At 59.9% G+C, this 25,955-nt stretch carries 23 protein-coding genes; 11 read left to right on the forward strand and 12 right to left on the reverse strand.

The genetic code is table 11. The features are described from left to right. Positions 1 to 39 precede the first annotated feature (39 nt). From aroK to ACOI8A_RS16585, 6 genes are read right to left on the reverse strand one after another with little or no spacing between them, the layout of a single operon-like run. Positions 40 to 558 carry a shikimate kinase AroK gene (gene aroK / locus ACOI8A_RS16560; RefSeq protein WP_420646902.1) on the reverse strand — a complete coding sequence of 173 codons (519 nt, stop codon included), beginning with the start codon at positions 556 to 558 and terminating at the stop codon, positions 40 to 42. Positions 559 to 562: 4 nt separating this feature from the next. Continuing rightward, on the reverse strand, positions 563 to 2,641 hold the full coding sequence (gene pilQ, locus ACOI8A_RS16565; protein WP_420646901.1) for a type IV pilus secretin PilQ: 2,079 nt from the start codon (positions 2,639 to 2,641) through the stop codon (positions 563 to 565). Positions 2,642 to 2,654: 13 nt separating this feature from the next. Next, positions 2,655 to 3,182: a pilus assembly protein PilP gene (locus ACOI8A_RS16570; protein ID WP_420646900.1), complete on the reverse strand. Its 528-nt coding sequence runs from the start codon at positions 3,180 to 3,182 to the stop codon at positions 2,655 to 2,657. Continuing rightward, on the reverse strand, positions 3,179 to 3,802 hold the full coding sequence (pilO, locus tag ACOI8A_RS16575) for a type 4a pilus biogenesis protein PilO (RefSeq protein WP_420646899.1): 624 nt from the start codon (positions 3,800 to 3,802) through the stop codon (positions 3,179 to 3,181). The genes ACOI8A_RS16570 and pilO overlap by 4 nt, the downstream gene beginning before the upstream one ends. Then, entirely contained in the window at positions 3,799 to 4,365 is a 567-nt protein-coding gene (locus tag ACOI8A_RS16580) for a PilN domain-containing protein (RefSeq protein ID WP_420646898.1), read from the reverse strand. Before ACOI8A_RS16580 ends, pilO begins: the two co-directional genes overlap by 4 nt. Continuing rightward, the gene (locus ACOI8A_RS16585; RefSeq protein ID WP_420646897.1) at positions 4,365 to 5,429 is read right to left on the reverse strand and encodes a pilus assembly protein PilM; all 1,065 of its coding nucleotides are present in this window, start codon (positions 5,427 to 5,429) and stop codon (positions 4,365 to 4,367) included. The genes ACOI8A_RS16580 and ACOI8A_RS16585 overlap by 1 nt, the downstream gene beginning before the upstream one ends. A 219-nt stretch (positions 5,430 to 5,648) precedes the next feature. Between ACOI8A_RS16585 and ACOI8A_RS16590 the strand changes: the two genes are divergently transcribed. Continuing rightward, complete coding sequence (locus ACOI8A_RS16590) at positions 5,649 to 8,087, forward strand: penicillin-binding protein 1A (protein WP_420647167.1); 2,439 nt, start codon at positions 5,649 to 5,651, stop codon at positions 8,085 to 8,087. Between the two features lie 176 nt (positions 8,088 to 8,263). On the opposite strand, the gene ACOI8A_RS16595 is transcribed toward ACOI8A_RS16590, so the two are convergent. The 3 genes from ACOI8A_RS16595 to rpmE form a co-directional block, all read right to left on the reverse strand. Next, complete coding sequence (locus tag ACOI8A_RS16595; RefSeq protein WP_420646896.1) at positions 8,264 to 9,532, reverse strand: malic enzyme-like NAD(P)-binding protein; 1,269 nt, start codon at positions 9,530 to 9,532, stop codon at positions 8,264 to 8,266. Positions 9,533 to 9,715: 183 nt separating this feature from the next. Further along, a complete protein-coding gene (locus ACOI8A_RS16600; protein WP_420651279.1) occupies positions 9,716 to 10,465 on the reverse strand; it encodes a thermonuclease family protein in 750 nt (249 codons plus the stop codon). Positions 10,466 to 10,530: 65 nt separating this feature from the next. Further along, positions 10,531 to 10,758: a 50S ribosomal protein L31 gene (rpmE, locus tag ACOI8A_RS16605; RefSeq protein ID WP_420646894.1), complete on the reverse strand. Its 228-nt coding sequence runs from the start codon at positions 10,756 to 10,758 to the stop codon at positions 10,531 to 10,533. Positions 10,759 to 10,928: 170 nt separating this feature from the next. On the opposite strand from rpmE, the gene ACOI8A_RS16610 reads away from it, so the two are divergent. The 10 genes from ACOI8A_RS16610 to ACOI8A_RS16655 all read left to right on the forward strand — a co-directional run bounded on the left by ACOI8A_RS16610 (position 10,929) and on the right by ACOI8A_RS16655 (position 23,852). After that, the gene (locus ACOI8A_RS16610) at positions 10,929 to 13,148 is read left to right on the forward strand and encodes a primosomal protein N' (protein ID WP_420646893.1); all 2,220 of its coding nucleotides are present in this window, start codon (positions 10,929 to 10,931) and stop codon (positions 13,146 to 13,148) included. Between the two features lie 213 nt (positions 13,149 to 13,361). Then, on the forward strand, positions 13,362 to 15,098 hold the full coding sequence (argS, locus tag ACOI8A_RS16615) for an arginine--tRNA ligase (RefSeq protein WP_420646892.1): 1,737 nt from the start codon (positions 13,362 to 13,364) through the stop codon (positions 15,096 to 15,098). A gap of 1 nt (position 15,099) precedes the next feature. Next, positions 15,100 to 15,816 carry an SPOR domain-containing protein gene (locus ACOI8A_RS16620; RefSeq protein ID WP_420646891.1) on the forward strand — a complete coding sequence of 239 codons (717 nt, stop codon included), beginning with the start codon at positions 15,100 to 15,102 and terminating at the stop codon, positions 15,814 to 15,816. A gap of 289 nt (positions 15,817 to 16,105) precedes the next feature. Next, positions 16,106 to 16,642, forward strand: coding sequence for an ATP-dependent protease subunit HslV (hslV, locus tag ACOI8A_RS16625; RefSeq protein WP_420646890.1), 537 nt, complete (start codon positions 16,106 to 16,108; stop codon positions 16,640 to 16,642). Between the two features lie 48 nt (positions 16,643 to 16,690). Beyond that, the gene (gene hslU, locus ACOI8A_RS16630; protein WP_420651278.1) at positions 16,691 to 18,028 is read left to right on the forward strand and encodes an HslU--HslV peptidase ATPase subunit; all 1,338 of its coding nucleotides are present in this window, start codon (positions 16,691 to 16,693) and stop codon (positions 18,026 to 18,028) included. Positions 18,029 to 18,151: 123 nt separating this feature from the next. After that, on the forward strand, positions 18,152 to 18,529 hold the full coding sequence (locus ACOI8A_RS16635) for a gamma-butyrobetaine hydroxylase-like domain-containing protein (protein ID WP_420646888.1): 378 nt from the start codon (positions 18,152 to 18,154) through the stop codon (positions 18,527 to 18,529). Between the two features lie 257 nt (positions 18,530 to 18,786). Further along, positions 18,787 to 20,466 (forward strand): class II poly(R)-hydroxyalkanoic acid synthase, encoded by a 1,680-nt coding sequence (gene phaC / locus ACOI8A_RS16640; protein WP_420646887.1) that lies wholly within the window; start codon positions 18,787 to 18,789, stop codon positions 20,464 to 20,466. Between the two features lie 59 nt (positions 20,467 to 20,525). Then, complete coding sequence (gene phaZ, locus ACOI8A_RS16645; RefSeq protein WP_420646886.1) at positions 20,526 to 21,380, forward strand: poly(3-hydroxyalkanoate) depolymerase; 855 nt, start codon at positions 20,526 to 20,528, stop codon at positions 21,378 to 21,380. A 139-nt stretch (positions 21,381 to 21,519) separates the two neighbouring features. Then, entirely contained in the window at positions 21,520 to 23,202 is a 1,683-nt protein-coding gene (phaC, locus tag ACOI8A_RS16650; protein ID WP_420646885.1) for a class II poly(R)-hydroxyalkanoic acid synthase, read from the forward strand. Between the two features lie 29 nt (positions 23,203 to 23,231). Continuing rightward, positions 23,232 to 23,852, forward strand: coding sequence for a TetR/AcrR family transcriptional regulator (locus ACOI8A_RS16655; protein WP_420646884.1), 621 nt, complete (start codon positions 23,232 to 23,234; stop codon positions 23,850 to 23,852). Positions 23,853 to 24,111: 259 nt separating this feature from the next. On the opposite strand, the gene ACOI8A_RS16660 is transcribed toward ACOI8A_RS16655, so the two are convergent. The 3 genes from ACOI8A_RS16660 to ACOI8A_RS16670 all read right to left on the reverse strand — a co-directional run bounded on the left by ACOI8A_RS16660 (position 24,112) and on the right by ACOI8A_RS16670 (position 25,806). Beyond that, complete coding sequence (locus ACOI8A_RS16660) at positions 24,112 to 24,978, reverse strand: phasin family protein (RefSeq protein ID WP_420646883.1); 867 nt, start codon at positions 24,976 to 24,978, stop codon at positions 24,112 to 24,114. A 10-nt stretch (positions 24,979 to 24,988) separates the two neighbouring features. Continuing rightward, positions 24,989 to 25,411 (reverse strand): phasin family protein, encoded by a 423-nt coding sequence (locus tag ACOI8A_RS16665; protein ID WP_420646882.1) that lies wholly within the window; start codon positions 25,409 to 25,411, stop codon positions 24,989 to 24,991. Positions 25,412 to 25,530: 119 nt separating this feature from the next. After that, on the reverse strand, positions 25,531 to 25,806 hold the full coding sequence (locus ACOI8A_RS16670; RefSeq protein WP_420646881.1) for a polyhydroxyalkanoic acid system family protein: 276 nt from the start codon (positions 25,804 to 25,806) through the stop codon (positions 25,531 to 25,533). Between the last annotated feature and the right edge of the window lie 149 nt (positions 25,807 to 25,955).

Raw genomic sequence — 25,955 nt, forward strand, 5'->3', positions numbered from 1 at the left:
TCGACAGGACGCCGAGGATAGCGCATTTCGGGCGACGGTTTAACGGGGTGGAAGCTGCGCCAGGCGCTCGAGGATATCCAGCACGACCATGCGTGGCGGCCGCTCGTCGGTTTCCACCACCAGATCGGCGATTTCTCGATACAGCGGATCACGAATCGCCAGCAGATCGCGCAGGGTTTTTTCGGGATTGCCGGTGCGCAGCAACGGGCGGTTGCGGTCGCGGGAAGTGCGACCGACCTGCTGTTCGACCGAAGCGTGCAGATACACCACCCGCCCGCCCTCATGCAGGGCCTTGCGGTTGGCATCGCGCATGACTGCGCCGCCGCCGGTTGCCAACACCACGCCATCGAACCCGCACAGCTCGGCGATCATCGCCTGCTCACGGTCACGAAAGCCGGGCTCGCCTTCCTTGTCGAAGATCCACGGGATATTGGCGCCCGTACGCAGTTCAATTTCCTTGTCGGAATCTTTGAACGGCAGGCGCAGCTCTTTGGCCAGTAATCGGCCGATGGTGCTTTTACCAGCCCCCATCGGTCCTACAAGAATCAAATTTCGCACAGAATCAACGACTCACAGCAATCGCCTGGTTATTCATGATACGCGGAGTGAGAAATACCAGCAGCTCGGATTTTTTCTCCGAAACCACATCACGCCGGAAAAGGCGGCCAAGATACGGCACATCGCCAAGAAATGGCACCTTATCTACGACCTTGCTTTGAGTATTTGAGAAAACTCCGCCGATCACGATGGTTTCGCCATCATTCACCAGCACCTTGGCGTTGACCTCGTTTTTCTTGATCGGCGGCACGTCCTGCACTTTGTTCAGGTAATCCGGTTCGTCCTTGGTGACCTTGACCTCCATGATGATGCGGTTGTCCGGGGTGATCTGCGGCGTCACTTCCAGTGACAGCGACGCTTCCTTGAACGACACCGACGTGGCGCCGCTGGAGCTGGCCTCCTGATACGGAATCTCGGTGCCCTTGAGGATCTTCGCGGTTTCCTTGTCCGAGGTGACGACCTTCGGCTGCGAAACGATTTCGCCGTTGCCGGTTTTCTCCATCGCCGTCAGCTCCAGGTCGAGCAGCACGTTGTCGGTGATGAACGCGATGCCGATCCCCGAGGTGTTGCCGATGGTGCCCATGTCGACGAACGGCGAGTTGGTGCTGGTACTGCCCGGCGTGCCGATGGTGGTCGAAGAACCGTTGCTCACGCCGGAGGTGTTCCAGTTGCCTTTGTTCTGGATCGAACCGCCCCAGCGCACGCCCAGGCTCTTGTCGTAATCGACGTTGGCCTCGACGATGCGCGCCTCGATCATGACCTGACGCACCGGGATATCCAGTTGCGCCACGATCCGCCGCAGTTCGTCGAGGCGATCCTGGGTCTGATAGGCAATGATGTTGTTGGTGCGTTCATCGACGGTGATCGAACCGCGCTCGTCGATTTTCGCCTCGGCACTGGTCACCGACTGGAACAGCTTGGCGATGTCCGCTGCCTTGGCGTAGTTGACCTGCAACAGTTCGCGGCGCAATGGCGCCAGTTCGGCGATCTGTTTCTGCGATTCCAGTTCCTGGCGCTCACGCGCAGCGATTTCATCGGCGGGGGCCACCAGCAACACATTGCCGATCTTGCGCTTGTCGAGGCCCTTGGTCTTCAGCACCAGATCCAGCGCCTGATCCCACGGCACGTTTTGCAGGCGCAAGGTGATGCCGCCCTGCACCGTATCGCTGGCCACCAGATTGAGGTTGGTGAAATCGGCGATCAGTTGCAGCACCGAGCGCACGTCTATGTCCTGAAAATTCAGCGAAAGCTTCTCGCCGCTGTAGGCCTTGCGATCGGCGTTGCGCTTTTGCAAGTCATCGACCGTCATCGGCCGGATGCTCACGGTCAGCTTGTTGTCGGTCTGGAACGTTGAATAGTCGAACGTACCGCTCGGTTCGACGGTGATCACCGCGCGATCCCCGCTGACAGCGGCGTTGACGTATTGCACCGGGGTGGCGAAATCCTTGACGTCGAGGCGCACCCGCAATGGCTCAGGCAACTGAGTGCGGGCGAAGCTGAGGATGATCTTGCCGTCGTGCTCCTGAATATCCGGGGCGATAGTCGGGTCGGACAGGTCGATCACCACATTGCCTTCGCCAGCCGTGCCGCGCTGAAAATCCACGCCGCGAATGGCTTTGGAGGACGGCGCGTACGCCCGAGTCGGCGCTTTAACCGTTGTGGCCCGTGGTGCAGTGGTTTTCGGGCGCGCAGCCACAGGTTTGGTGCCCTGCCCGACCACTACGAACACATTATTGCCTTCGACCCGCGTGTCATACGGGGCCAACTGGGTCAGGCTGATGATCAGTCGCGTACGATCCTTGGCCTCGACCACCGTGGCAGTGCGCGCATTGCCGCTGCCCAGGTCGCGATTCTTGTTGGCCAATTGGCTGGCGACACCCGGCAGGTCCAGCGCAATACGCGCCGGCGACTCGGTGGTGTAACCCTTGGGTTGCGGCGGCGGGCCGTCGAACGACAACTTGAGTTCGACACGATCACCCGGCAACGCCGCAACATCCAGCGCCTGCAGATTGGCCGCGATTACCATCGGTGACAGCAACGCTATCCATAGCGAAAAACCGAAGGTTGAGAAAATCCTGTTCATTGATCGACTTCCACTATGAGTGCTCTTTCAAAGGAATGGTGCGCGGCCGCTCCAGCCAGGCGCCGTCGCCATCGGGAACGATTTCGACCACATCGACCTGAGCCGCATTGATCGCGACGATGCGTCCGTCATTGCGCCCCAGGTAATCGCCGACCTTGAGCCGATGCACCCCGCCCGCTCCGCGCAATAACGCGAAGGAGCCGCTGGCATTGGAGATCGTGCCGACCATTTCAAACTGCTCGATGTTGAAACCTTCGAGGTATTGCTTGACCCGGTTCGGGTCTGGTTTGACGTTGCGCGAGCCGCGTTTTTGTCCGGCCACATCAGCGCGCACCTGGCGCGAGAACGGGCTGCGCAGGTTGGCGGCGCTGTAGGTAAATGTCGGATAGGAACGGAACGTCGGTGTCGGTTCGATCTTGCCCGGTGGGCGTAGACGCTCTTGATTCATGTAGGCGTCGAGGTCGCTGAAGTCGTCGCTGCCGCCACAACCGTTAAGCGTGAGGATCAGCAAAGCCAGGGTGGAATAACGAATCGGGGTCATTTTTGCAGCCCCTTGTCGTTATAGCGGTAGGTCTTGGCGAGGATGCTCATGCGCAACTTAGTGCCGCCCTCGGGATTGGCCGGGGCCAGTTCGAAATCGTGCAGGGTAACGATGCGTGGCAGCCCGGCGACGCCGCTGACGAAGGTGGCGAGGTCGTGATAGGCGCCGGTCACGGTGATCTGGATCGGCAGTTCGATGTAGAACTGCTGGGTGACCTCGGGCAGCAGTTTGATCTCTTCAAACTCAAGACCGCTGCCCAGCCCCGTGCGGGTGATGTCTTCGAGCAAGCCCGGCACTTCAGTGTCACTGGGCAATTGCCGCAGCAGCACGCCGAAGGAGTTTTCCATTTCCTTCATCTGCTGGGTGTACAACTCCAGATTGGCCGCCATGCGTGCTTTGCTGGCGAACTGCTCCTTGAGGGTGATTTCTTCCTCGCGCTTGAGATCGAGCTGGCTCTGCATGTCGCTGATGAAAAAGCTGTAGCCAAGCGCCAGAACCACGATCATCAACAGTGCGCCGGCCAAGCCTTTGACTGCTGCGGGCCACGAACCGATGTTGCTCGTATCGAGGTCGTTGAAATCGATACTGCGTAGACTTTCCAGCCATTCGGACGGCTTCATTGGTCGCCCTCCAGGTTCTTCGGCCGGGTCTGGCGTACGGTCAGTTGAAAGACATTGGCCTGCTCAAGCTGCCCGGCCGTGGTCGCCTTGACTTCCGTCAGGCTCGGCGCGTCGAACCAGTCGGAGGCGTCGAGGTTGCGCATCAGGTCGGACACGCGATTGTTCGACTCGGCCGCACCGCTGATCGACAGGGTTTTGCCGGTCATTTTCACGTCGGTGAAATACACCCCGTCCGGCAGCGTGCGCGCCAGTTGATCGAAGATCCGCCCGCTGATCTGCCGGTTGACCTGCAAGTCCTGGATGATGCGCATGCGCTCCACCAGTTGCTGGCGGTGGGCCTTGAGTTCGCTGATCTGTTTGATCCGCTCATCGACTACCGCGATCTGTTTACCGATGTAATCGTTGCGCGCCATTTGTCGCTGGATGGCAGCACTGACGATCTGGTCGGCGATAAATACCGCTCCGACCGAGCCGACCACCACGCCGATCAAGACCAGCAGAAAGCGTTTGCGCTTTTCTTCGCGACGCTCCTCGCGCCAGGGTAAAAGGTTGATCCGCGCCATCAGTCAAAACTCCTGAGCGCGAGCCCACAGGCAATCATCAGGGCCGGCGCATCACTGGCCAGCGCCCCGGCGTTGACCTTGCTGCTCAGGGCCATGTCGGCAAACGGGTTGGCAACCTGGGTCGGTGTCTTCAGGCGTTCTTCGATCAGCCGGTCCAGCCCCGGCACCGAAGCCGTGCCACCGGCCAGCAAAATGTGATCGACCGCGTTGTACTGACCGGAGGCGAAGAAGAACTGCAACGAGCGCGAGACTTGCTGCACCAGCGCCTCGCGAAATGGCTGCAATACCTCGCTGACGTAGTCGTCGGGCAAGCCGCCCTGTTTTTTTGCCAGGCCGGCCTGTTCGACGGTCAGGCCGTAGCGCCGCTGGATTTCTTCGGTCAACTGGCGACCGCCGAACAACTGCTCGCGGGTATAGATGATGCGTCCGTTATGCAGAACGCTGAGGGTGGTCATGGTCGCGCCGATATCGACTACCGCGACAGTCAGGCGCTCTTGAGAAGCCGCCAGTTGTTTGGCGAGCAACCCGAACGAACGCTCCAGCGCGTAGGCTTCGACATCGACCACCCGCGCAGTCAGCCCGGCCAGCGCCAGCGCCGCTTCGCGGACTTCGACGTTTTCCTTGCGACAGGCGGCCAGCAACACATTGACCCGCTCGGGGTTACGCGGCGAGACGCCCTGGACTTCAAAGTCGATGGCGACTTCATCCAGCGGATAGGGAATGTATTGATCGGCTTCGATCTTGAGCTGGTTTTCCAGTTCGTCGTCGGAAAGTCCGGCGTCCATCTCGATGATCTTGGTGATCACCGCAGAACCGGCGACAGCCACCGCCACGTTTTTCTGCCCGGTGCGGGCCTTGGCCAATACCTTGGACAGGGCAAGCCCGACGCCCTCAAGTTCGGCAATGTTCTTTTCGACCACCGCATTCGCCGGCAACGGCTCGACCGCATACGCCTCGACCCGATAGCGATCGCCCTGACGGCTCAGCTCCAGCAGCTTCACTGAGGTGGAACTGATGTCGATCCCCAGTAACGTATTGGTCTTTTTATTGAAGAGTCCTAGCACTACCAATTCCCTATGACTATCCGTGAGTTACGGACTCTGTAATGCCCATTGCGTTCCCTGACCCCGTCTTGACAGCAGCGCAAATGACGCCCCCGGCGGAAAAGTGCTTATAATGCCCAGCGATTTTTTCCGCTTTTTACTGCCAGCGCGGGCCGTTCTGTGTGTTCCCGGAACCCTGTCGCCTAATTCATTCTTTGCCCTGGATGTTCAAACGCCTTGATTCGTCTGCTGAAATTTTTCGGTTGGTCCATCGTCGCCATTTTCTGCGGACTGCTTTTAGCTCTCAGCGGCGCGTACCTTTACCTTAGTCCGGGATTGCCGTCCGTGGAGGCGCTGAGAAGCATCCAGTTGCAGATTCCCCTTCGCGTCTACAGCAGCGACGACAAATTGATCGCAGAGTTTGGCGAAATGCGCCGGACTCCGATCCGTTTCGCCGACATTCCCCCCAATTTCATTAATGCGTTACTAAGTGCTGAAGACGATAACTTCGCCAACCACTATGGCGTCGATCCGAGCAGCCTGATGCGCGCCGCGACCCAACTGGTCAAAAGCGGACACATCCAGTCCGGCGGCAGCACCATCACCATGCAGGTGGCGAAGAACTTCTTCCTGAGCAGCGAACGCAGCTTCTCGCGCAAAACCACCGAAATCCTGCTGGCCTTGCAGATCGAACGGCAGCTGACCAAGGACGAAATCCTTGAGCTGTACGTCAACAAGATCTACTTGGGCAACCGCGCCTACGGCATCGAAGCTGCTGCGCAGGTCTATTACGGCAAGTCGATCCGCGACGTCAGCCTGGCGCAGATGGCGATGATCGCCGGCCTGCCGAAAGCTCCGTCGCGCTTCAATCCGCTGGCCAACCCGGCACGCAGTAAAGAGCGGCGCGACTGGATTCTCGGCCGCATGTACAAGCTCGGCAAAATCACCGAAGCGGACTACACCGCCGCGATCAACGAGCCGCTGAACGCCAGTTATCACGTGCCGACCCCGGAAGTGAACGCGCCGTACATCGCCGAAATGGCTCGCGCGGAAATGGTCGGTCGTTACGGCAGCGACGCCTACACCGAAGGTTTCCGCGTCACCACTACGGTGCCGAGCAACTTGCAGGAAATGGCCAACACCGCGCTGCACGAAGGCCTGATGACCTACGACCAGCGTCACGGCTACCGTGGACCTGAGTCGCGTCTGCCGGGCAAAACCCGCGAAGCCTGGGCCGCTGAACTGACCAAACAACGCACGATCAGCAGCCTAGAGCCAGCCATCGTCACCCAAGTCGACAAGAACGGCCTGCAAGTGTTGACCCGTACCGGCGAAGAGCACGTGGCCTGGGACACCATGAAATGGGCACGACCGTTCCTCAACACCAACAGCATGGGCGCCAACCCGCGTCAGCCGTCGGATGTAGCGCAGATCGGTGACCTGGTGCGCGTGCAACGGCAGAAAGACAATTCGCTGAAGTTCAGCCAGCTCCCGCAGGCGCAAGGCGCGCTGGTTTCGCTGGATCCGCAGAACGGCGCGATCCGCTCGCTGGTCGGTGGTTTCGCTTTCGAGCAAAGCAACTACAACCGTGCGATGCAGGCCAAGCGTCAGCCGGGTTCGAGCTTCAAGCCGTTCGTCTACAGCGCCGCGCTGGATAGTGGCTACACCGCCGCCACACTGGTGAACGACGCACCGATCGTGTTCGTCGACGAGTATCTGGACAAGGTCTGGCGTCCGAAGAACGATACCAACACTTTCCTCGGCCCGATCCGCTTGCGTGAGGCGCTGTACAAGTCGCGCAACCTGGTGTCGATCCGTTTGCTGCAAGCAATGGGCGTGGGCAAGACCATCGACTACATCAGCCGCTTCGGCTTCAACAAGCAGGACCTGCCGCCGAACCTGTCGCTGGCACTCGGCACCGCGACCCTGACACCGATGGAGATCGCGACCGGTTGGGCCACCTTCGCCAACGGTGGCTACAAGATCACCCCGTTCATCATCGACAAGATCGAAAGCCGCAACGGCGACACGCTGTTCGTCGCCAACCCGCCAAGCGTGCCGCAGGGCGCCGCAGCGACTGACGGCATCGCCGCGCCGTCGGCCGAGACCTTCACGGTCAACGCGACACAGGGTGAAGCACCGGGCAGCCCGGCCACGCCGCAGACGCCAGCGGTTGCCGAGCGCATCGTTGATGGCCGCACCACCTACATTCTCAACAGCATGTTGCAGGACGTGATCAAGCTCGGCACCGGTCGCCGTGCACTGGCGCTGGGTCGCAGCGATATCGCCGGTAAAACCGGTACTACCAACGAATCCAAGGATGCGTGGTTCTCCGGTTACAACGCCGATTACGTGACCACCGTGTGGACTGGCTTCGACCAGCCGGAAAGCCTCGGTCGCCGCGAGTTCGGCGGCACCGTGGCGCTGCCGATCTGGATGAACTACATGGCTGCCGCGCTGAAGGACAAGCCACCGCATGTGCAGGCCGAGCCGGAAGGGTTGCTGAGCTTGCGGGTGGATCCGGCCAGTGGTCGTGCGGCATCGCCGAGCACGCCGGGGGCTTACTTCGAGCTGTTCAAGGCTGAAGATACGCCACCGTCGGTGAATGAGCTTGGTAATGGCGCGGTGCCGGGCAGTCCGTTGCCGGCGGATGAACAGGCGCCTATCGACCTGTTCTGATATGAGTGCACATTGAAAAGCCCCGCCTTCGTGAGAAGCGCGGGGCTTTTTATTGCCTGCAGAATTTGTTGCGGATGAACTGGCCTCATCGCTGGCACACCCGGCACAAAACCCTCAGACACAAAAAAGCCCCGACTCTCGCGAGCCGGGGCTTTCAGTTGAAGCGCTACAACAGCTTAACCGTTGAACACGTCATCCACGCTTTTCAGCGGGTAGTTCTTCGGATACGGCAGGGTCGCCACACCGGTCTCGATCGCGGCTTTGGCCACAGCATCGGAGATCAGGGTGATCAGGCGCTTGTCCATTGGCTTCGGAATGATGTACTCACGGCCGAATTCCAGCGGAGCACCACCGTAGGCATCGCACACGTCCTGTGGCACTGGCAGTTTGGCCAGTTCACGCAGGGCGTTGGCGGCGGCCACTTTCATTTCTTCGTTGATGCGCTTGGCGCGAACGTCCAGGGCACCACGGAAGATGAACGGGAAGCCCAGCACGTTGTTGACCTGGTTCGGGTAGTCCGAACGGCCGGTGGCCATGATCACGTCGCTGCGGGTGGCGTGCGCCAGTTCCGGGGAGATTTCCGGATCCGGGTTCGAGCAGGCGAACACGATCGGGTTGGCCGCCATCGACAGCAGGCCTTCAGCGCTCAGCAGGTTCGGGCCGGACAGACCGACGAACACGTCAGCGCCCTTCAGCGCGTCAGCCAGAGTGCGTTTTTCGGTCGCGTGAGCGAACACCGCTTTGTACTGGTTCAGGTCGTCACGGCCGGAGTGGATCACGCCGGTACGGTCAACCATGAAGATGTTTTCGATGCTTGCGCCCATGCTCACCAGCAATTTCATGCAGGAGATGGCAGCAGCACCGGCACCGAGGCAGACGATCTTGGCGTCAGCCAGGGTTTTGCCAGCGATTTCCAAGGCATTGATCATGCCCGCAGCGGTCACGATGGCGGTGCCGTGCTGGTCATCGTGGAACACCGGAATGTCGCACTGCTCGATCAGAGCGCGTTCGATCTCAAAGCACTCAGGTGCCTTGATGTCTTCCAGGTTGATACCACCGAAAGTGATGGAGATGCGCTTGACGGTGTCGATGAAGGCTTGCGGGCTTTCGGAGTCGACTTCGATGTCGAATACGTCGATGCCGGCGAAGCGCTTGAACAGCACGCCTTTACCTTCCATCACTGGCTTGGAAGCCAATGGGCCGAGGTTACCCAGACCGAGAATCGCGGTGCCATCGGAAATGACTGCAACCAGGTTGCCTTTGCCGGTGTATTTGTAAGCCAGTTCAGGATCGCGAGCGATCTCGCGCACTGGTTCGGCTACGCCGGGGCTGTACGCCAGCGACAGGTCGCGAGCAGTAGCTGTGGCCTTGGTGAGCTCGACACTCAGCTTCCCTGGACGAGGATGGGCATGGTATTCGAGAGCGGCAGTTTTCAGATCAGACATGGGGGCATTCCGCTTTTTACTGTTGGACAGACTGGTCAGCGAGGATACGCGCCTCGCAAAGTCCCCACAAGACTGACCGGTCACCGCTGTCAAGCGCCCTGTCCTACGACTTTGGGCCAAGAGCCACGGTGCACAAGGGCTGGAGTGTTCACAATCGAGTTGAAAAATGTCTACAATTTTTCTTCAGCGCGAAGACTGCAGCATCGACGGATCGGTCAGTGGCAGCAACCAGCGCGGCTGTCCCGATTTCAGTCCGCCGCGTCGCGCACGATCAACGATCCAGCCGCGCGCCTCGATTTGTCGCCCCTTCAGCGCTTGCAGCGCCGCGCCGTCAAAGTGCTCAAGCAGATTGGGTGCAACGCGCAATACAAGCGAGTCCTGCAACTCGATCCAGATTCCGCCACGATTGCGCTGAACCTTGCTCACACGTCCGCTGACCACGGCAAAACCCGAACGCTGGATCTGCTCTGCTTTCAGTACAGGCGACTGCTTCCACACGCCAAGACCGGCCTGCCGCGCATTGCGTTCGGCAGCTTGCTGACAGGCAACCAGATCGACATTCGGCGCCACCGCGACCTGGAATCCCAGGCCATCGGCGAGCATTTGTGCTTCGAGATTGGCGCCGCTGGCGCTGTAGAGGTGGGCCAGCGTGCGGCCGTAATGATCCTTGGACTCCTTACCGGGAAGCACACCGACGCGCCCGCCACTGCTGGCCACTAGCGCTTCCAGGCGTTGCCGCGCAGCTACGGCGAATGGCTCGTCGCTGCGGCCCTGCTTGCCGAGTTCAGGCGTATTGAGGCCGATCATGCGCACGCTGCGCCCGTCGCTCAGGCGCACGGTGTCGCCATCGACTACGCGCTGCACCGTGACTTGCGTCAAACCGGACGGTGCCGGGCAGAACGCCTGCGCCGTTGACAGCCAAATCGCAGGCATAAAAAAGGCGCCCGCGAGGGACGCCTTTTTCAGCAATGAGGAAAAGCCCACCGGGCCTTTCAACCTTACTCTGCAGCTGCAGGTTTCTTGCCGAAAGCACCGAAACGGTCTGCGAAGCGCTGAACGCGGCCGCCAGTGTCCAGAGTCTTTTGCTTACCGGTGTAGAACGGGTGGCATTCGTTGCAAACGTCGATTGGCAGCGGCTTGCCGAAAGTCGAACGAGTTTCGAACTTGTTGCCACAGCTGCAGGTAACAGCAATGACTGGGTAATTCGGGTGGATATCAGCTTTCATGGTGTCTTCCTCAGCTAGCGTGCCGCCATCCAACACTATTGTTGAATACCGCACGTAATTAGGCCGCGGATTCTACCAGACCTTTGCAATGACGCAAGCTGTCACTGAGACCGACCGTCTGCTAGGCTCCCGGCCTTCTATAATCGCCCCAATACCGAGAATCCCCCCGCGTGCCCGACGCCATTCTGCGCCTCGCCCTGCCTTCACCACTGCGCCGCCTGTTCGATTATCGAGCGCCGGCCGGCGTGCTGCGCGAGCAATTGCAGCCGGGCATGCGCCTGCGGGTGCCGTTCGGGCGACGCGAGATGATCGGGATTCTTGTGGAGGTCACCGACACCAGCGAAGTGCCAGCGGAAAAGCTCAAACCGGCACTGGCCCTGCTCGACGCTACCGCGCCGCTGCCGCCAGCGCTGTTCAAGCTGTGCCTGTGGACGTCGCAGTATTATCAGCACAGCCTCGGCGACACCTTGAGCTGGGCGCTGCCGGTACTGTTGCGTCAAGGCGAACTGGCCGAAGCGCGTCAGGAACGTTTCTGGTCAGCCGCACCGGGTGCCAGCCTGGATGATCCGCGCATCGCTCGTGCGCCGCGTCAGCGTGAAGCCCTGGCCACGCTGGCCCAGCATCCGCACGGCGTCGCCCATCAGTTGCTGAGCAAACTGATGCTGAGCAAGGACAGCCTCGATCTGCTGCTGGCGAAAAATCTGGTGCAAGTGGAAATCCGCCGCCACGCGCCGGGCGCGCGTCACGAGCGTTGGCTGGCACAACCGGAATTGCCGCTCAACAGCGAACAACGCGCTGCTTATGAAGCGATCCGCGCCGGCTTCGACAGTTATCATGCGTTCTTGCTGGCCGGCGTCACCGGCAGCGGCAAGACCGAAGTGTATTTGCAGTTGATCCGCGAAACTCTGGAGGCCGGCAAGCAGGCGCTGGTGCTGATCCCGGAGATCAACCTCGGCCCGCAGACGCTGGCGCGTTTCGAGCAGCGCTTCAATGCGCGCATCGCGCTGATTCACTCCGCCGTCAACGACCGCGAACGCCTTGACGCCTGGCTCGCCGCCCGCGACGGCGAGGCCGACATTATTATCGGCACCCGTTCGGCGCTGTTCACCCCGATGAAAAATCCTGGGCTGATCATTATCGATGAGGAGCACGACGGCTCCTATAAACAGCAGGAAGGCCTGCGCTACCACGCCCGCGATCTGGCGCTGGTACGCGCGCGGCAGGAAAACATTCCGATCGTGCTCGGCTCGGCGACGCCGTCGCTGGAAAGCCTGCACAACGCCTACACCGGCCGCTATGGCCTGCTACGCCTGAACGAGCGCGCCGGCGGCGCCCAGCAGCCACGCTTCCTGCGACTGGACGTGAAAAGTCGTCCACTGGATAGCGGTATTTCCGGGCCGATGCAGCAAGCGATCGGCCAGACCCTGGCGAAGGGGCAGCAGGTGCTGGTATTCCTCAACCGTCGTGGCTTCGCGCCGACTTTGCTGTGCCACGATTGCGGCTGGATGTCCGAGTGTCAGCGCTGCGATGCGCGGATGACCGTGCACCAGCGCCACGGCGAACTACGCTGCCATCACTGCGGCTACGTCGAACGCACGCCTCGTCAGTGCCCGAAGTGCAACAAGGTCGATCTGCGGCCAGTGGGCGCCGGCACTGAACGTGCCGAGGAACGACTGGCGATTCTGTTCCCGGACTATCCAGTGCTGCGCGTCGACCGCGACAGCACTTCGCGCAAAGACGCAATGAATCAGTTGTTCGCGACGATTCAGAAGGGTCAGCCGTGCATTCTGGTCGGCACGCAGATGCTCGCCAAGGGTCACCACTTTCCACGGGTGACGTTGGTGTCGATCCTTGACGCCGACGGCGGACTGTTTTCCGGCGACTTCCGCGCCAGCGAGCGCATGGCGCAGTTGATCGTGCAGGTAGCGGGGCGTGCCGGACGTGCAGAAGAGCCGGGCAAGGTGATCATTCAGACGCACCTGGCCGACCATCCTTTATTGGTGCAGTTAACCGAGCAGGGTTATTTCGCTTTCGCCGAACAGGCGTTGAGCGAGCGGCGTGCGGCCGGGCTGCCGCCGTTTGCTCACTTGGCACTACTGCGCGCTGAAGCGCATAAACCGGGGCAGGCCGAAGGCTTTCTCGATGAGGCGTGCAGCGCGGCCGAGCGGTTGCTCACCGAGCAGAATCTAAGCGGCATCGAGTTGCTCGGGCCAGTGCCAGCGCCGATGGAACGCCGCGCCGGGCGTTATCGTGCGCAGTTGTTATTGCAGGCGACGGCTCGCGCACCTTTGCATAGGTTGCTGGCCCGTTGGTTGCTGGTGCTGGAGCAAATGCCAAGCGGGCGCGCGGTGCGCTGGTCGCTGGATGTCGATCCCGTCGATTTGTATTAGAGATCAAAAGATCGCAGCCTTCGGCAGCTCCTACAGTGAAATGCGATTCCCGTGTAGGAGCTGCCGCAGGCTGCGATCTTTTGATCCTGGATGTCACCACATATCCATAACCTGCCTGCTAAGGTTGGCAAGCCCGTCTTCGCAACGGATAATGCCCAGTTTTTCCACCCGCGCATTGATGCGCCGCCGCGCTTGCGGTCGAAAGAGAAGACCATGAAAGACACCATTCGCCAGCTGATCCAACAAGCCATCACCCAACTCGTCAACGAAGGTGTGTTGCCTGAAGGCCTGTCGCCGGCGATCCAGGTGGAAAACGCCCGCGACAAGACCCACGGTGACTTCGCCAGCAACATCGCGATGATGCTGGCCAAACCGGCGGGCATGAAGCCGCGCGATCTGGCGGAAAAAATCATCGCCGCACTGCCAGCCGACGAGAACGTCACCAAGGCTGAAATCGCAGGCCCAGGCTTCATCAATTTCTTCCAGAACACCCAAGCGCTGGCCTCACGCCTCGACGCCGCTCTGGCCGACGCCCATGTCGGCGTGCGCAAGGCCGGTCCTGCGCAACGTACCGTGGTCGACTTGTCGGCACCGAACCTCGCTAAAGAAATGCACGTCGGTCACTTGCGTTCGACCATCATCGGCGACGGCGTGGCCCGCGTTCTCGAGTTCCTCGGCGACACCGTGATTCGTCAGAACCACGTTGGCGACTGGGGCACTCAGTTCGGCATGTTGATGGCTTATTTGCAGGAAAACCCGATCACCAGCGACGAGCTCTCTGACCTGGAAAACTTCTACCGCGCCGCCAAGCAGCGTTTTGACGAGTCGCCGGAATTCGCCGACCGCGCCCGTGGCCTGGTGGTCAAGTTGCAGGCCGGCGATGCCGAGTGCCTGACACTGTGGACCAAGTTCAAGGACATCTCGCTGTCGCACTGCCAGAAGATCTACGAACTGCTCAACGTCAAACTGACCATGGCCGACGTGATGGGCGAAAGTGCCTATAACGACGACCTGGTCAACGTGGTCAATGACCTCAAAGCCGCTGGCATGCTGGTGGAAAGCAACGGCGCGCAGTGCGTGTTCCTCGAGGAGTTCAAGAATGCCGATGGCGACCCGCTGCCGGTGATCATCGTCAAGGCTGACGGCGGTTATCTGTACGCCACCACTGACTTGGCCGCCGTGCGCTATCGCAGCGGCCAACTGAAAGCTGATCGCGCGCTGTACTTCGTGGACCAGCGCCAGGCCCTGCACTTCCAGCAAGTCTTCGCCGTGGCGCGCAAGGCCGGTTTCGTGACCCATCCGATGGAAATGGAACACATGGGCTTCGGCACCATGAACGGCGCCGATGGCCGTCCGTTCAAGACCCGTGATGGCGGCACCGTCAAGCTGATCGATCTGCTGACCGAAGCTCAGGAACGCGCCTACAGTCTGGTGAAAGAGAAGAACCCGACGTTGGCTGAAGACGAACTGCGCAACATTGCCAAAGTGGTCGGCATCGGCGCGGTGAAATACGCCGACCTGTCCAAGCATCGCACCAGCGACTACAGCTTCAACTTCGACCTAATGCTCAACTTCGAAGGCAACACCGCGCCGTACTTGCTGTACGCCTACACTCGCGTGGCCGGTGTGTTCCGCAAACTGGGCAAGGATTTCAGCGAAGTCGACGGCCAGATCGTTCTCGAAGCGCCGCACGAACACGAACTGGCAGCCAAACTGGCGCAGTTCGGTGAAGTGCTGAACAACGTCGCGGAAAAAGGCACGCCGCACACGCTGTGCACCTACCTGTACGACGTTGCCGGCCTGTTCTCCAGCTTCTACGAGAACTGCCCGATTCTGGCTGCAGAAACCCCGGCGCAAATGCAAAGCCGTCTGCGCCTCGCCGCGCTGACCGGCCGTACCCTCAAGCAAGGCCTGGAGTTGTTGGGCCTGGAAACCCTGGAGCGCATGTAAGTTGGCTGCCAAGAAAAAACCTGCACCCAAGCGTGGCGCCAGCCGTTACCAAGCTCCTGCAAAGCAACCGATTCCGGGCTGGCTGTGGATGGCCATCGGCCTGACGGTCGGCGCGTTCATCGTGTTTCTGATGAAACTGGAACCGGGCAAGGGCAGCGACGCGGTCAAGCGTGAAAAGCTCGAGCAACAGCAACAACAGAAAGCCAGCAAGATCGCCGAGGCCAACAAGACCCCGCCGAGCCCGACGCAACCGGTGAAGCCGAAGTACGACTTCTACACCCTGCTGCCGGAATCGGAAGTGATCGTGCCGCCGGACGCGGTCCCGGAGAAAACCCTGCCGACGCCACAAGTGCCGGCAATCCCGACGACGCCGGTAACGCCTGCGGAAGCGGCGAAGATCGACACTGCACGCGCTCAGGCTGCACTGGCCGGGATCACCCCGCCGCCAGCACCGCCAGTGAGCAAAGCGGCACCGGTGACCAAGTTCTTCCTGCAGGCCGGCTCGTTCCGCAAAGAAGCTGACGCGGACAAAGTGCGCGCGCAGATTATTCTGCTCGGGCAGGCGGTGGCGGTTGAATCCGGCACGGTGAAAGAGGAAACCTGGTATCGCGTATTGGTCGGGCCGTTCAGCAACCGCGAACAGCTGACCACAGCGCAGAAACAACTGGCCGGCGCAGGCTTTAGCAACCTGTTGTTACAACAACGCCAGAGCCGCTGATCCAAAGCTGAACCTAAACAGTTCGGCGGACATTGTGGCGAGGGAGCTTGCTCCCGCTGGGGTGCGAAGCGCCCCCAAACTCTGTGAATTCGGTGCATCAGACAGACCGGGATCGCAGGGTTTGCGACTGCTGCGCAGCCGAGCGGGAGCAAGCTCCCTCGCCACATGGGCTTGTATCCCATCACCACACCACTCGTCCCCTCCCCCGCGCCACAGTTGAAATCTTCTCCACCACCCCCATATGAATGGGAATCAGGCATTTTCGCCTCGCTGCGTGGAGACTCTTCCCTTGACCACCATCGTTTCAGTCCGCCGCCACGGCAAAGTCGTCATGGGCGGCGACGGCCAGGTTTCTCTTGGCAACACCGTGATGAAAGGCAACGCGAAGAAAGTGCGTCGCCTGTACCACGGCCAGGTCATCGCCGGTTTTGCCGGCGCCACCGCTGACGCCTTCACTTTGTTCGAACGCTTTGAAGGCCAGCTCGAGAAGCATCAGGGCCACCTTGTCCGCGCCGCTGTCGAACTCGCCAAAGAATGGCGCACCGACCGTTCCCTGAGCCGCCTCGAAGCCATGCTCGCGGTGGCCAACAAAGACGCCTCGCTGATCATCACCGGCAACGGTGACGTGGTGGAGCCGGAAAACGGCTTGATCGCCATGGGCTCCGGCGGCGGTTACGCTCAGGCCGCTGCCAGCGCACTGCTGAAAAAGACTGATCTGTCGGCCCGCGAAATCGTCGAGACTGCGCTCGGCATCGCCGGCGACATCTGTGTATTCACCAACCACACTCAGACCATTGAGGAGCAGGATCTCGCTGAAGAAGCCTGATTTGGCCCTGCGCCACGGCTTGTTTCTGCTTGAGGACCGCCAATTATTATGTCCATGACTCCCCGCGAAATCGTCCACGAACTCAATCGCCATATCATCGGCCAGGACGATGCCAAGCGCGCCGTCGCGATTGCTTTGCGCAACCGCTGGCGCCGCATGCAGCTGCCGGAAGAGCTGCGCGTTGAAGTGACCCCGAAAAACATCCTGATGATCGGCCCGACCGGTGTCGGCAAAACCGAAATCGCCCGCCGCCTGGCGAAGCTGGCCAACGCGCCGTTCATCAAGGTCGAAGCGACCAAGTTCACCGAAGTCGGCTATGTCGGCCGTGACGTCGAATCGATCATCCGTGATCTGGCCGACGCCGCGATCAAGCTGTTGCGCGAACAGGAAATGACCAAGGTTCGCCACCGCGCCGAAGACGCCGCCGAAGACCGCATTCTCGACGCCCTGCTGCCGCCGGCACGCATGGGCTTCAGCAATGAAGAAGCGCCGAGCGCGGATTCCAACACCCGCCAGCTGTTCCGCAAGCGCCTGCGCGAAGGTCAGCTGGATGACAAGGAAATCGAAATCGAAGTCGCCGAAATGGCCGGCGTCGATATTTCCGCGCCACCGGGCATGGAAGAGATGACCAACCAGTTGCAGAGCCTGTTTGCCAACATGGGCAAAGGCAAAAAGAAAGCGCGCAAGCTCAAGGTCAAAGAAGCCCTGAAACTGGTGCGCGATGAAGAAGCCGGGCGTCTGGTCAACGACGAAGAGTTGAAGGCCAAGGCGCTGGAAGCGGTCGAGCAGCACGGCATCGTGTTCATCGACGAAATCGACAAGGTTGCCAAGCGCGGCAATTCCGGTGGCGTCGATGTGTCCCGCGAAGGCGTGCAGCGTGACTTGCTGCCGCTGATCGAAGGCTGCACCGTCAACACCAAACTGGGCATGGTCAAGACCGACCACATCCTCTTCATCGCTTCCGGTGCGTTCCACCTGAGCAAGCCGAGCGATCTGGTGCCGGAGCTGCAAGGTCGTCTGCCGATCCGCGTCGAACTAAAGGCCCTGAGCCCGCAAGATTTCGAGCGCATCCTCAGCGAACCGCATGCCTCGCTCACCGAGCAATACTGCGCGCTGCTGAAGACCGAAGGCCTGAACATCGAGTTCAAGCCCGAAGGTATCAAGCGCATCGCCGAGATCGCCTGGCAGGTCAACGAGAAGACCGAGAACATCGGTGCCCGTCGCCTGCACACGCTGCTTGAGCGCTTGCTCGAAGAGGTGTCGTTCAGCGCCGGTGATCTGGCCAGCGCGCATGATGACAAGGTGATCCTGATCGACGCTGAATACGTCAACAGCCACCTCGGCGAATTGGCGGAGAACGAAGACCTGTCCCGTTATATCCTGTAGGTCACTTCTCCCTGTAGGAGCTGCCGCAGGCTGCGATCGTTTGATCTGGTTTTTTGAAATCAAGATCAAGAGATCGCAGCCTGCGGCAGCTCCTACAGGTTCCACACAGTCGGATGACCTGCAATGACTAATATCCCCACCGACATCAAACTGCACAAAGCCTCTAAAACCCTGACGCTCACCTACGCGTCCGGCGAGGAGTACACCCTGCCCGCAGAATTCCTGCGCGTGCACTCCCCCTCCGCCGAGGTCCAGGGCCACGGCAAACCGATCCTGCAATTCGGCAAGCTCAACGTTGGTCTGAGCAGGCTGGAACCGGCCGGTCAGTACGCACTGAAACTGACCTTCGACGACGGTCACGACAGTGGTCTGTTCACCTGGGAATATCTCTACGAGCTGGGGCGACGTCATGACGCACTCTGGGCCGATTATCTCGCTGAGCTAAAAGCTGCCGGGAAAACCCGCGATCCGAACGAGTCGATCGTCAAGCTGATGCTCTAGTCCGCACCTCCTGCTCTTTAGAGGGCATTTTCTAAATTCATCTGATTGAATGCTCCGCACCGGCGGCCAGGATCGGCTGCTTGCGAAAAAAATTAAACTCGGGTAACCAATGGAGCTGGCAAGTTCCCTGCAGTGCTCTACGACTGTAAAGCAGCTATGCAGAATCAACGGTCACCCGAGCAGTAGTACCTGGCATTGGCTGTGGAACTGCACAGCAGAAAACCGGGTACTCGTCTCAGGACAATGGAGCGTCGTAGATGAGTAACAAGAATAACGATGACTTGAAGTACCAAGCCTCGGAAAACACCCTGGGGCTTAATCCCGTCGTTGGGCTACGCGGAAAGGATCTGCTGGCCTCTGCTCGAATGGTGCTGACCCAGGCCATTAAACAACCGATCCATAGTGTCAAACACGTCACTCACTTCGGCCTCGAATTGAAGAACGTGCTATTCGGCAAATCCGAACTGCAACCGGCTGGCGATGACCGTCGTTTTGCCGATCCGGCGTGGAGTCAGAACCCGCTGTACAAACGCTATCTGCAAACTTATCTGGCGTGGCGCAAGGAACTCCACGCCTGGATTGACGACAGCAGCCTGACGCCCAAAGACATTGCGCGCGGGCACTTCGTGATCAACCTGATGACTGAAGCCATGGCGCCGACCAACAGCGCGGCCAACCCCGCAGCGGTCAAACGCTTCTTCGAAACCGGCGGCAAAAGCCTGCTCGACGGGCTCTCACATCTGGCCAAGGATCTGGTGCACAACGGCGGCATGCCGAGCCAGGTCAACATGGGCGCGTTCGAAGTCGGCAAGAGCCTCGGTGTCACCGAAGGCGCGGTGGTGTTTCGCAACGACGTGCTGGAGCTGATCCAGTACAAGCCGATCACCGAGCAAGTGCACGAGCGCCCGCTGCTGGTGGTGCCGCCGCAGATCAACAAGTTCTATGTATTCGATCTCAGCCCGGACAAGAGCCTGGCGCGGTTCTGCCTGCGCAATAACGTGCAGACCTTCATTGTCAGCTGGCGCAACCCGACCAAGGAACAGCGCGAGTGGGGCCTCTCGACTTACATCGATGCCCTGAAGGAAGCGGTCGATGTGGTCACCGCGATCACCGGCAGCAAAGACATCAACATGCTCGGCGCCTGCTCCGGCGGCATCACCTGCACCGCCCTGCTCGGCCACTACGCAGCGCTCGGCCAGAACAAGGTGAATGCGCTGACGCTGCTGGTCAGTGTGCTCGACACCACCCTGGACAGCGACGTAGCGCTGTTCGTCGACGAGCAAACCCTTGAAGCCGCCAAGCGCCATTCGTATCAGGCCGGCGTGCTCGAAGGCAAAGACATGGCCAAAGTCTTCGCCTGGATGCGTCCAAACGATTTGATCTGGAACTACTGGGTCAACAACTACCTGCTCGGTAACGAGCCGCCGGTGTTCGACATCCTGTTCTGGAACAACGATACGACCCGCTTGCCGGCAGCGTTCCACGGCGACCTGATCGAGATGTTCAAAAACAACCCACTGATCCGCTCCAATGCACTGGAAGTGTGCGGCACTGCGATTGACCTCAAGCAGGTGACCGCCGATATCTTCTCGCTGGCCGGCACCAACGACCACATCACGCCGTGGAAGTCCTGCTACAAGTCGGCGCAGTTGTTTGGCGGCAAGGTTGAATTCGTGTTGTCGAGCAGCGGGCATATCCAAAGCATTTTGAACCCGCCAGGCAATCCGAAATCGCGTTACATGACCAGCGAAGGCATGGCCGCCAACGCCGATGACTGGCAGGCGAATTCGACCAAGCACACCGATTCCTGGTGGCTGCACTGGCAGGCGTGGCAAGCCGCGCGCTCGGGCGAACTGAAAAAGGCACCGACCAAACTGGGCAACAAGGCATACCCGGCGGGTGAAGCGTCGCCGGGCACTTATGTACATGAGCGGTAACTGACACACCGCGCTCCTACACAGGGGCGCGGTGACCTTAAATCCACAGGGCCTGACGCATGCCGCACCCGTTTATTTTTCGTACTGTCGAGCTGGATGGCCAGACCCTCCGCACCGCAGTACGCCCCGGCAAGCCTCACTTGACGCCCTTGCTGATTTTCAACGGCATCGGCGCCAACCTGGAGCTGGTGTTTCCATTCGTCGCGGCTTTGGACCCGGATCTGGAAGTGATCGCCTTCGACGTGCCCGGTGTCGGCGGGTCTTCGACGCCGAATCGGCCGTACCGCTTTCCGGGACTGGCCAAGCTCACCGCGCGCATGCTCGATTACCTCGACTACGGACAGGTCAACGTGATTGGCGTGTCCTGGGGTGGCGCGCTGGCGCAGCAGTTCGCCTACGACTATCCCGAGCGCTGCAAGAAGCTGGTTCTGGCGGCGACAGCGGCAGGCGCGGTGATGGTGCCGGGCAAGCCGAAAGTGCTGTGGATGATGGCCAGCCCGCGCCGTTACATTCAGCCGTCACACGTGATTCGCATCGCGCCGATGATCTACGGCGGCGCGTTCCGTCGCGATCCGACGTTAGCGGCAAGCCATGCGGCGAAGGTGCGTTCGGCGGGCAAGCTTGGCTACTACTGGCAACTGTTCGCCGGCCTTGGCTGGACCAGCATTCACTGGCTGCACAAGATCCATCAACCGACGCTGGTGTTGGCCGGTGACGATGATCCGCTGATCCCGCTGATCAACATGCGCATGCTCGCCTGGCGCATTCCCAACGCACAGTTGCACATCATCGATGACGGTCATCTGTTCCTGATCACCCGCGCCGAAGCGGTGGCGCCGATCATCATGAAATTCCTCCAGGAGGAACGTCAGCGTGCAGTGATGCATCCACATCCGACTCCGCTGGGCGGATAAACGACTTCGGCAGCTGTATTGGATGGTTTTTTGCAAAGTGCGTGGCAGGACGCTGCGCAGGCAACAACCCGTAACAGCGTCTATGGTGTTCTGGTTCGGTGTGTTTGTTTTTGGCCTGAAGACGAAGGAGTGTTGAGTCATGCGCGACAAACCAGCGACGGGCGTAGTGCCCAGCCCCGCCGTGTTTATCAATGCACAGAGTGCGATGACCGGCCTGCGCGGCCGCGATCTGATTTCGACATTGCGCAGCGTCGCCGCCCATGGCCTGCGCAATCCGATCCACAGCGCCAAACACGCCTTGAAGTTCGGCAGCGCGCTCGGACGTGTGCTGCTCGGCGAAACCCTGCATCCGACCAATCCGCAGGACACGCGTTTCGCCGATCCGGCGTGGAGTCTCAACCCGTTTTACCGGCGCAGCTTGCAGGCGTATCTGGCCTGGCAGAAACAGGCCAAGAGCTGGATCGACGACAGCAACATGACCCCCGACGATCGCGCCCGCGCGCACTTCGCCTTCACCCTGCTCAACGATGCGGTGGCGCCGTCCAATACCTTGCTCAATCCGCTGGCGCTCAAGGAGCTGTTCAACTCCGGCGGGCACAGCCTGGTGCGCGGTTTCAGCCATTTGTTCGATGACATGCTGCACAACGATGGCCTGCCACGCCAAGTCACCAAGCAAGCGTTCGAGGTTGGCAAAACCGTGGCGACCACCACTGGCTCGGTGGTGTTTCGCAACGAAATGCTCGAGCTGATCCAGTACAAGCCGATGAGCGAAAAGCAGTACGCCAAGCCGTTGCTGGTGGTGCCGCCGCAAATCAACAAGTACTACATTTTCGACCTCAGCCCGCACAACAGCTTCGTTCAGTTCGCCCTGAAGAACGGTTTGCAGACGTTCATGATCAGTTGGCGCAACCCGGATGTGCGCCATCGCGAATGGGGTCTGTCGACTTACGTCGAGGCCGTCGAAGAAGCGATGAACATCTGCCGGGCGATCACTGGCGCCCGCGAAGTCAATTTGATGGGCGCCTGCGCCGGCGGGCTGACCATCGCCGCGCTGCAAGGGCATTTGCAGGCCAAACGGCAACTGCGGCGGGTCGCCAGCGCGACCTATCTGGTGAGCCTGCTGGACAGCCAGATGGACTCTCCGGCCACGCTGTTTGCCGATGAACAAACCATCGAAGCGGCCAAGCGTCGCTCGTATCAGAAGGGTGTGCTCGACGGTCGCGACATGGCCAAGGTGTTCGCCTGGATGCGCCCCAATGATTTGATCTGGAGCTACTTCGTCAACAATTACCTGCTGGGCAAAGAACCGCCGGCCTTCGACATCCTCTACTGGAACAACGACAGCACGCGCCTGCCCGCCGCGCTGCACGGCGATCTGCTGGACTTCTTCAAGCACAACCCGCTGACTCATCCGGGCGGGCTGGAAGTGTGCGGCACGCCAATCGATTTGCAGAAAGTCACGGTCGACAGCTTCAGCGTCGCCGGCATGAACGACCACATCACGCCGTGGGACGCGGTGTATCGCTCGACCCTGCTGCTGGGCGGCGAGAAGCGCTTCGTGCTGTCCAACAGTGGCCATGTGCAGAGCATTCTCAATCCGCCGAACAACCAGAAAGCCAACTACGTCGAGAACGGCAAACTGAGCAGCGATCCGCGCGCCTGGTACTACGACGCCAAGCATGTCGACGGTAGCTGGTGGCCGCAGTGGCTGACGTGGATTCAGGAACGCTCGGGCGCCCAACACGAAACGCAGATGCCCCTTGGCAACGCCAACTATCCACCGATGGAGGCTGCGCCCGGTACTTACGTGCGCGTGCGCTGATCTGCCCCAACCTTTTTTAAGAAGACTGGATGAAAACAAGCGAACGGATCCTCGAATGTGCCCTGCAGTTGTTCAATGAAAAGGGCGAGCCGAACGTCTCGACCATGGAAGTGGCCAATGAAATGGGGATCAGCCCCGGCAACCTCTACTACCACTTCCACGGCAAGGAGCCGCTGATTCTCGGGCTGTTCGAACGCTTTCAGAATGAGCTGGCGCCGTTGCTCGATCCGCCGGTTGATGTCGAATTGGCGCCGGAGGATTATTGGCTGTTTCTGCATTTGATCGTCGAGCGACTGGCGCAGTACCGCTTTCTGTTTCAGGACCTGTCGAACCTCGCCGGGCGTTTGCCGAAACTGGCGAAGGGCATTCGCAACCTGCTCAACTCGCTCAAGCGCACGCTGGCTTCATTGCTGGCGCGGTTGAAGGCAGCCGGGCAGTTGGTGAGTGATACGCAGGCGTTGGGGCAGTTGGTGGAGCAGATCACCATGACGCTGCTGTTTTCGCTGGATTATCAGCGGATTCTTGATCGTGAGGGTGAGGTGAGGCTGGTGGTTTACCAGATCATGATGCTGGTGGCGCCGCATTTGTTGCCGCCGGTGAAGGTGGCGACGGAGCGGTTGGCTTTGCGGTATCTAGAGGATCATGAGTAAGCCGAAAAGCCCCTCACCCTAGCCCTCTCCCGGAGGGAGAGGGGACTGACCGTGGGATGGTTCAGATCTGCATCGACCTGAAAATGCTACACCGAATCCATAATCGACTCGATTTCTCAGGTCGATGTATAGCGCAAGACTGCTCGGTCGGCCCCCTCTCCCTCCGGGAGAGGGCTGGGGTGAGGGAAAGCCTCTAAACCGATAAAACAAAAACGCCCGACCTTCACAGGCCGGGCGTTTTGTTGAAGCCCCGAAAAAATCAGGACTGACTGGTTGGCGTCGACGGTGTCGATGCTGCAGTCGATGTAGCCGCCGGAGCTGGAGCCGCGACGGAGTTCGACGCGCTCACCGGGGCTGCCGGTGTTGCTGGCTTGGCGGCTGGCGCTGCCGGTTTCGGCGCAGCGGCTTTCGGCGCGGCCGGTTTTTTCACTGCGGGTTTCTTCGGAGCAGCAGGTTTGGCGGCAGCGGTTTTCGCTGCTGGCTTGGCTGCCGGTTTTGCCGCAGGCTTGGCTGCCGACTTGGCAACGGCCTTGGCGGCTGCAACCGGTTTGGCCGCCGCTTTCGCAGCAGATTTGGCCGCTGCAGTTTTCGCTACCGATTTGACCGCAGCTTTAGCTTTGGCAACCGGTTTGGCGGCAGCTTTGGCTAACGGCTTGGCAGCCGCTTTAGTAGCCGGTTTCGCTGCAGCAGTTTTAGCCGCTACCGGACGGGCCTTCTCGCCAGTCAGTTTTTCGATCTGCTTGGTCAGTGTTTCGACCTTGCTGTGCAGCGCTTTCACTTCATTGCGGCTCGGCACACCGAGACGCGAAATCGCGCTGTTCAGGCGCTTGTCGAAAGCCCCTTCGAGCTCGTCCCACTTGCCCAGTGCGCGATCTTTCACGCCGCTGATGCGCGACTTGGCGGAAGAAGCAGAGTCCTTGGCCGCATCGACTTTTTTGCCGACTGCGTTCTTGGTGAGCTTCTCGGCTTTCTCGCCGTCTTTGACCAATGTATCGAAGAGCTTGCTGCCGTCAGTGTCGATCTTCGAGTACACGCCTAAACCAGCCAGCCAGATCTTGCGGGAGTAGTCTTCGACCTTCCCGATCCACGAGCTGCCTTCTTTATCGGTGTTCTTTTTACCAGCCATCCCGTTCTCCTTAAGATTTACGCGCGACGCGTTCGAGCAATGCCGTCAGCTCATCGAGCTTAGCAGAGAGTGTCTCAACGTCATGTTTAGACGGAATGCCGATACGATTCAAGGCACTGGCCACACGCGTGTCGAACACCTTCTCGACCTTATCGAGTTGAACTTCGACCCGGCCTTTGAAAGAGCTGACTTCACTTTTGGCTTCATCGATCTCGGCGTTGGCCGCTTCGAGCTTTTCGGTGACAGCTTTTTTGCCTTGTTTTTCAACAGTTTGACCAGCCTTGATCAACTCTTGAAAGTACTCGCTACCCTCTTGGCCGACCTTGGTGTAGGCACCCAGGCCTGCCAGCCAGATCTTGCGGGCATAGGATTTGACGTCGCTCAGAGCAGTTGTCGAAGCGTCGATTTTTTTCTTCAAAATTACTTTGGCCATGGTCCACCTCACGCGCAGAAGGTTTGAGGAACTGCCCGGATAAGTGTCGGGCTCAGGCACAAAGTAGGTTTAAAAATTAGAAACGGCACCCTAACAACTGACATAAAGCGCGGGTGCTGTCACACCAACGCTTTGTCCAAAGCCTTTTCGATTTCCGCTTTGATCATGCCGCTCATGGCCGACATCATCAGCCCCAGCTCGACATCCACGCGGATCGAATCGTCGCCAACATGCACCGCGCCTTTCACGCCCGAACGTTTAAGGTTCAACACGTCGCCGGCCCATTGCGGCTCCAGGCCGTATTGTTCATTAAGCTTTTGGGCCAGTTTGTCGGCCTTCTCGCGGGCGGCTTCCTTGCCCAGTGTGTGGGCACGCTCAACAGTGATTTTGGCCATTGAATGACTCCTGATTGATCAATAGGTGACGATAAATCTTGACCGCGTCTGCGGCAAATCGTCCCGAAGGTTGCCCATCTTACCTTTCGCCATTCCAAGACAAAGCATGGCTTGGGGATTAGAATGTCGCGCATTCTCTTTTGGTGACA

This window comes from Pseudomonas sp. P4795, assembly GCF_048822895.1.
Taxonomy (GTDB): Bacteria; Pseudomonadota; Gammaproteobacteria; order Pseudomonadales; family Pseudomonadaceae; genus Aquipseudomonas.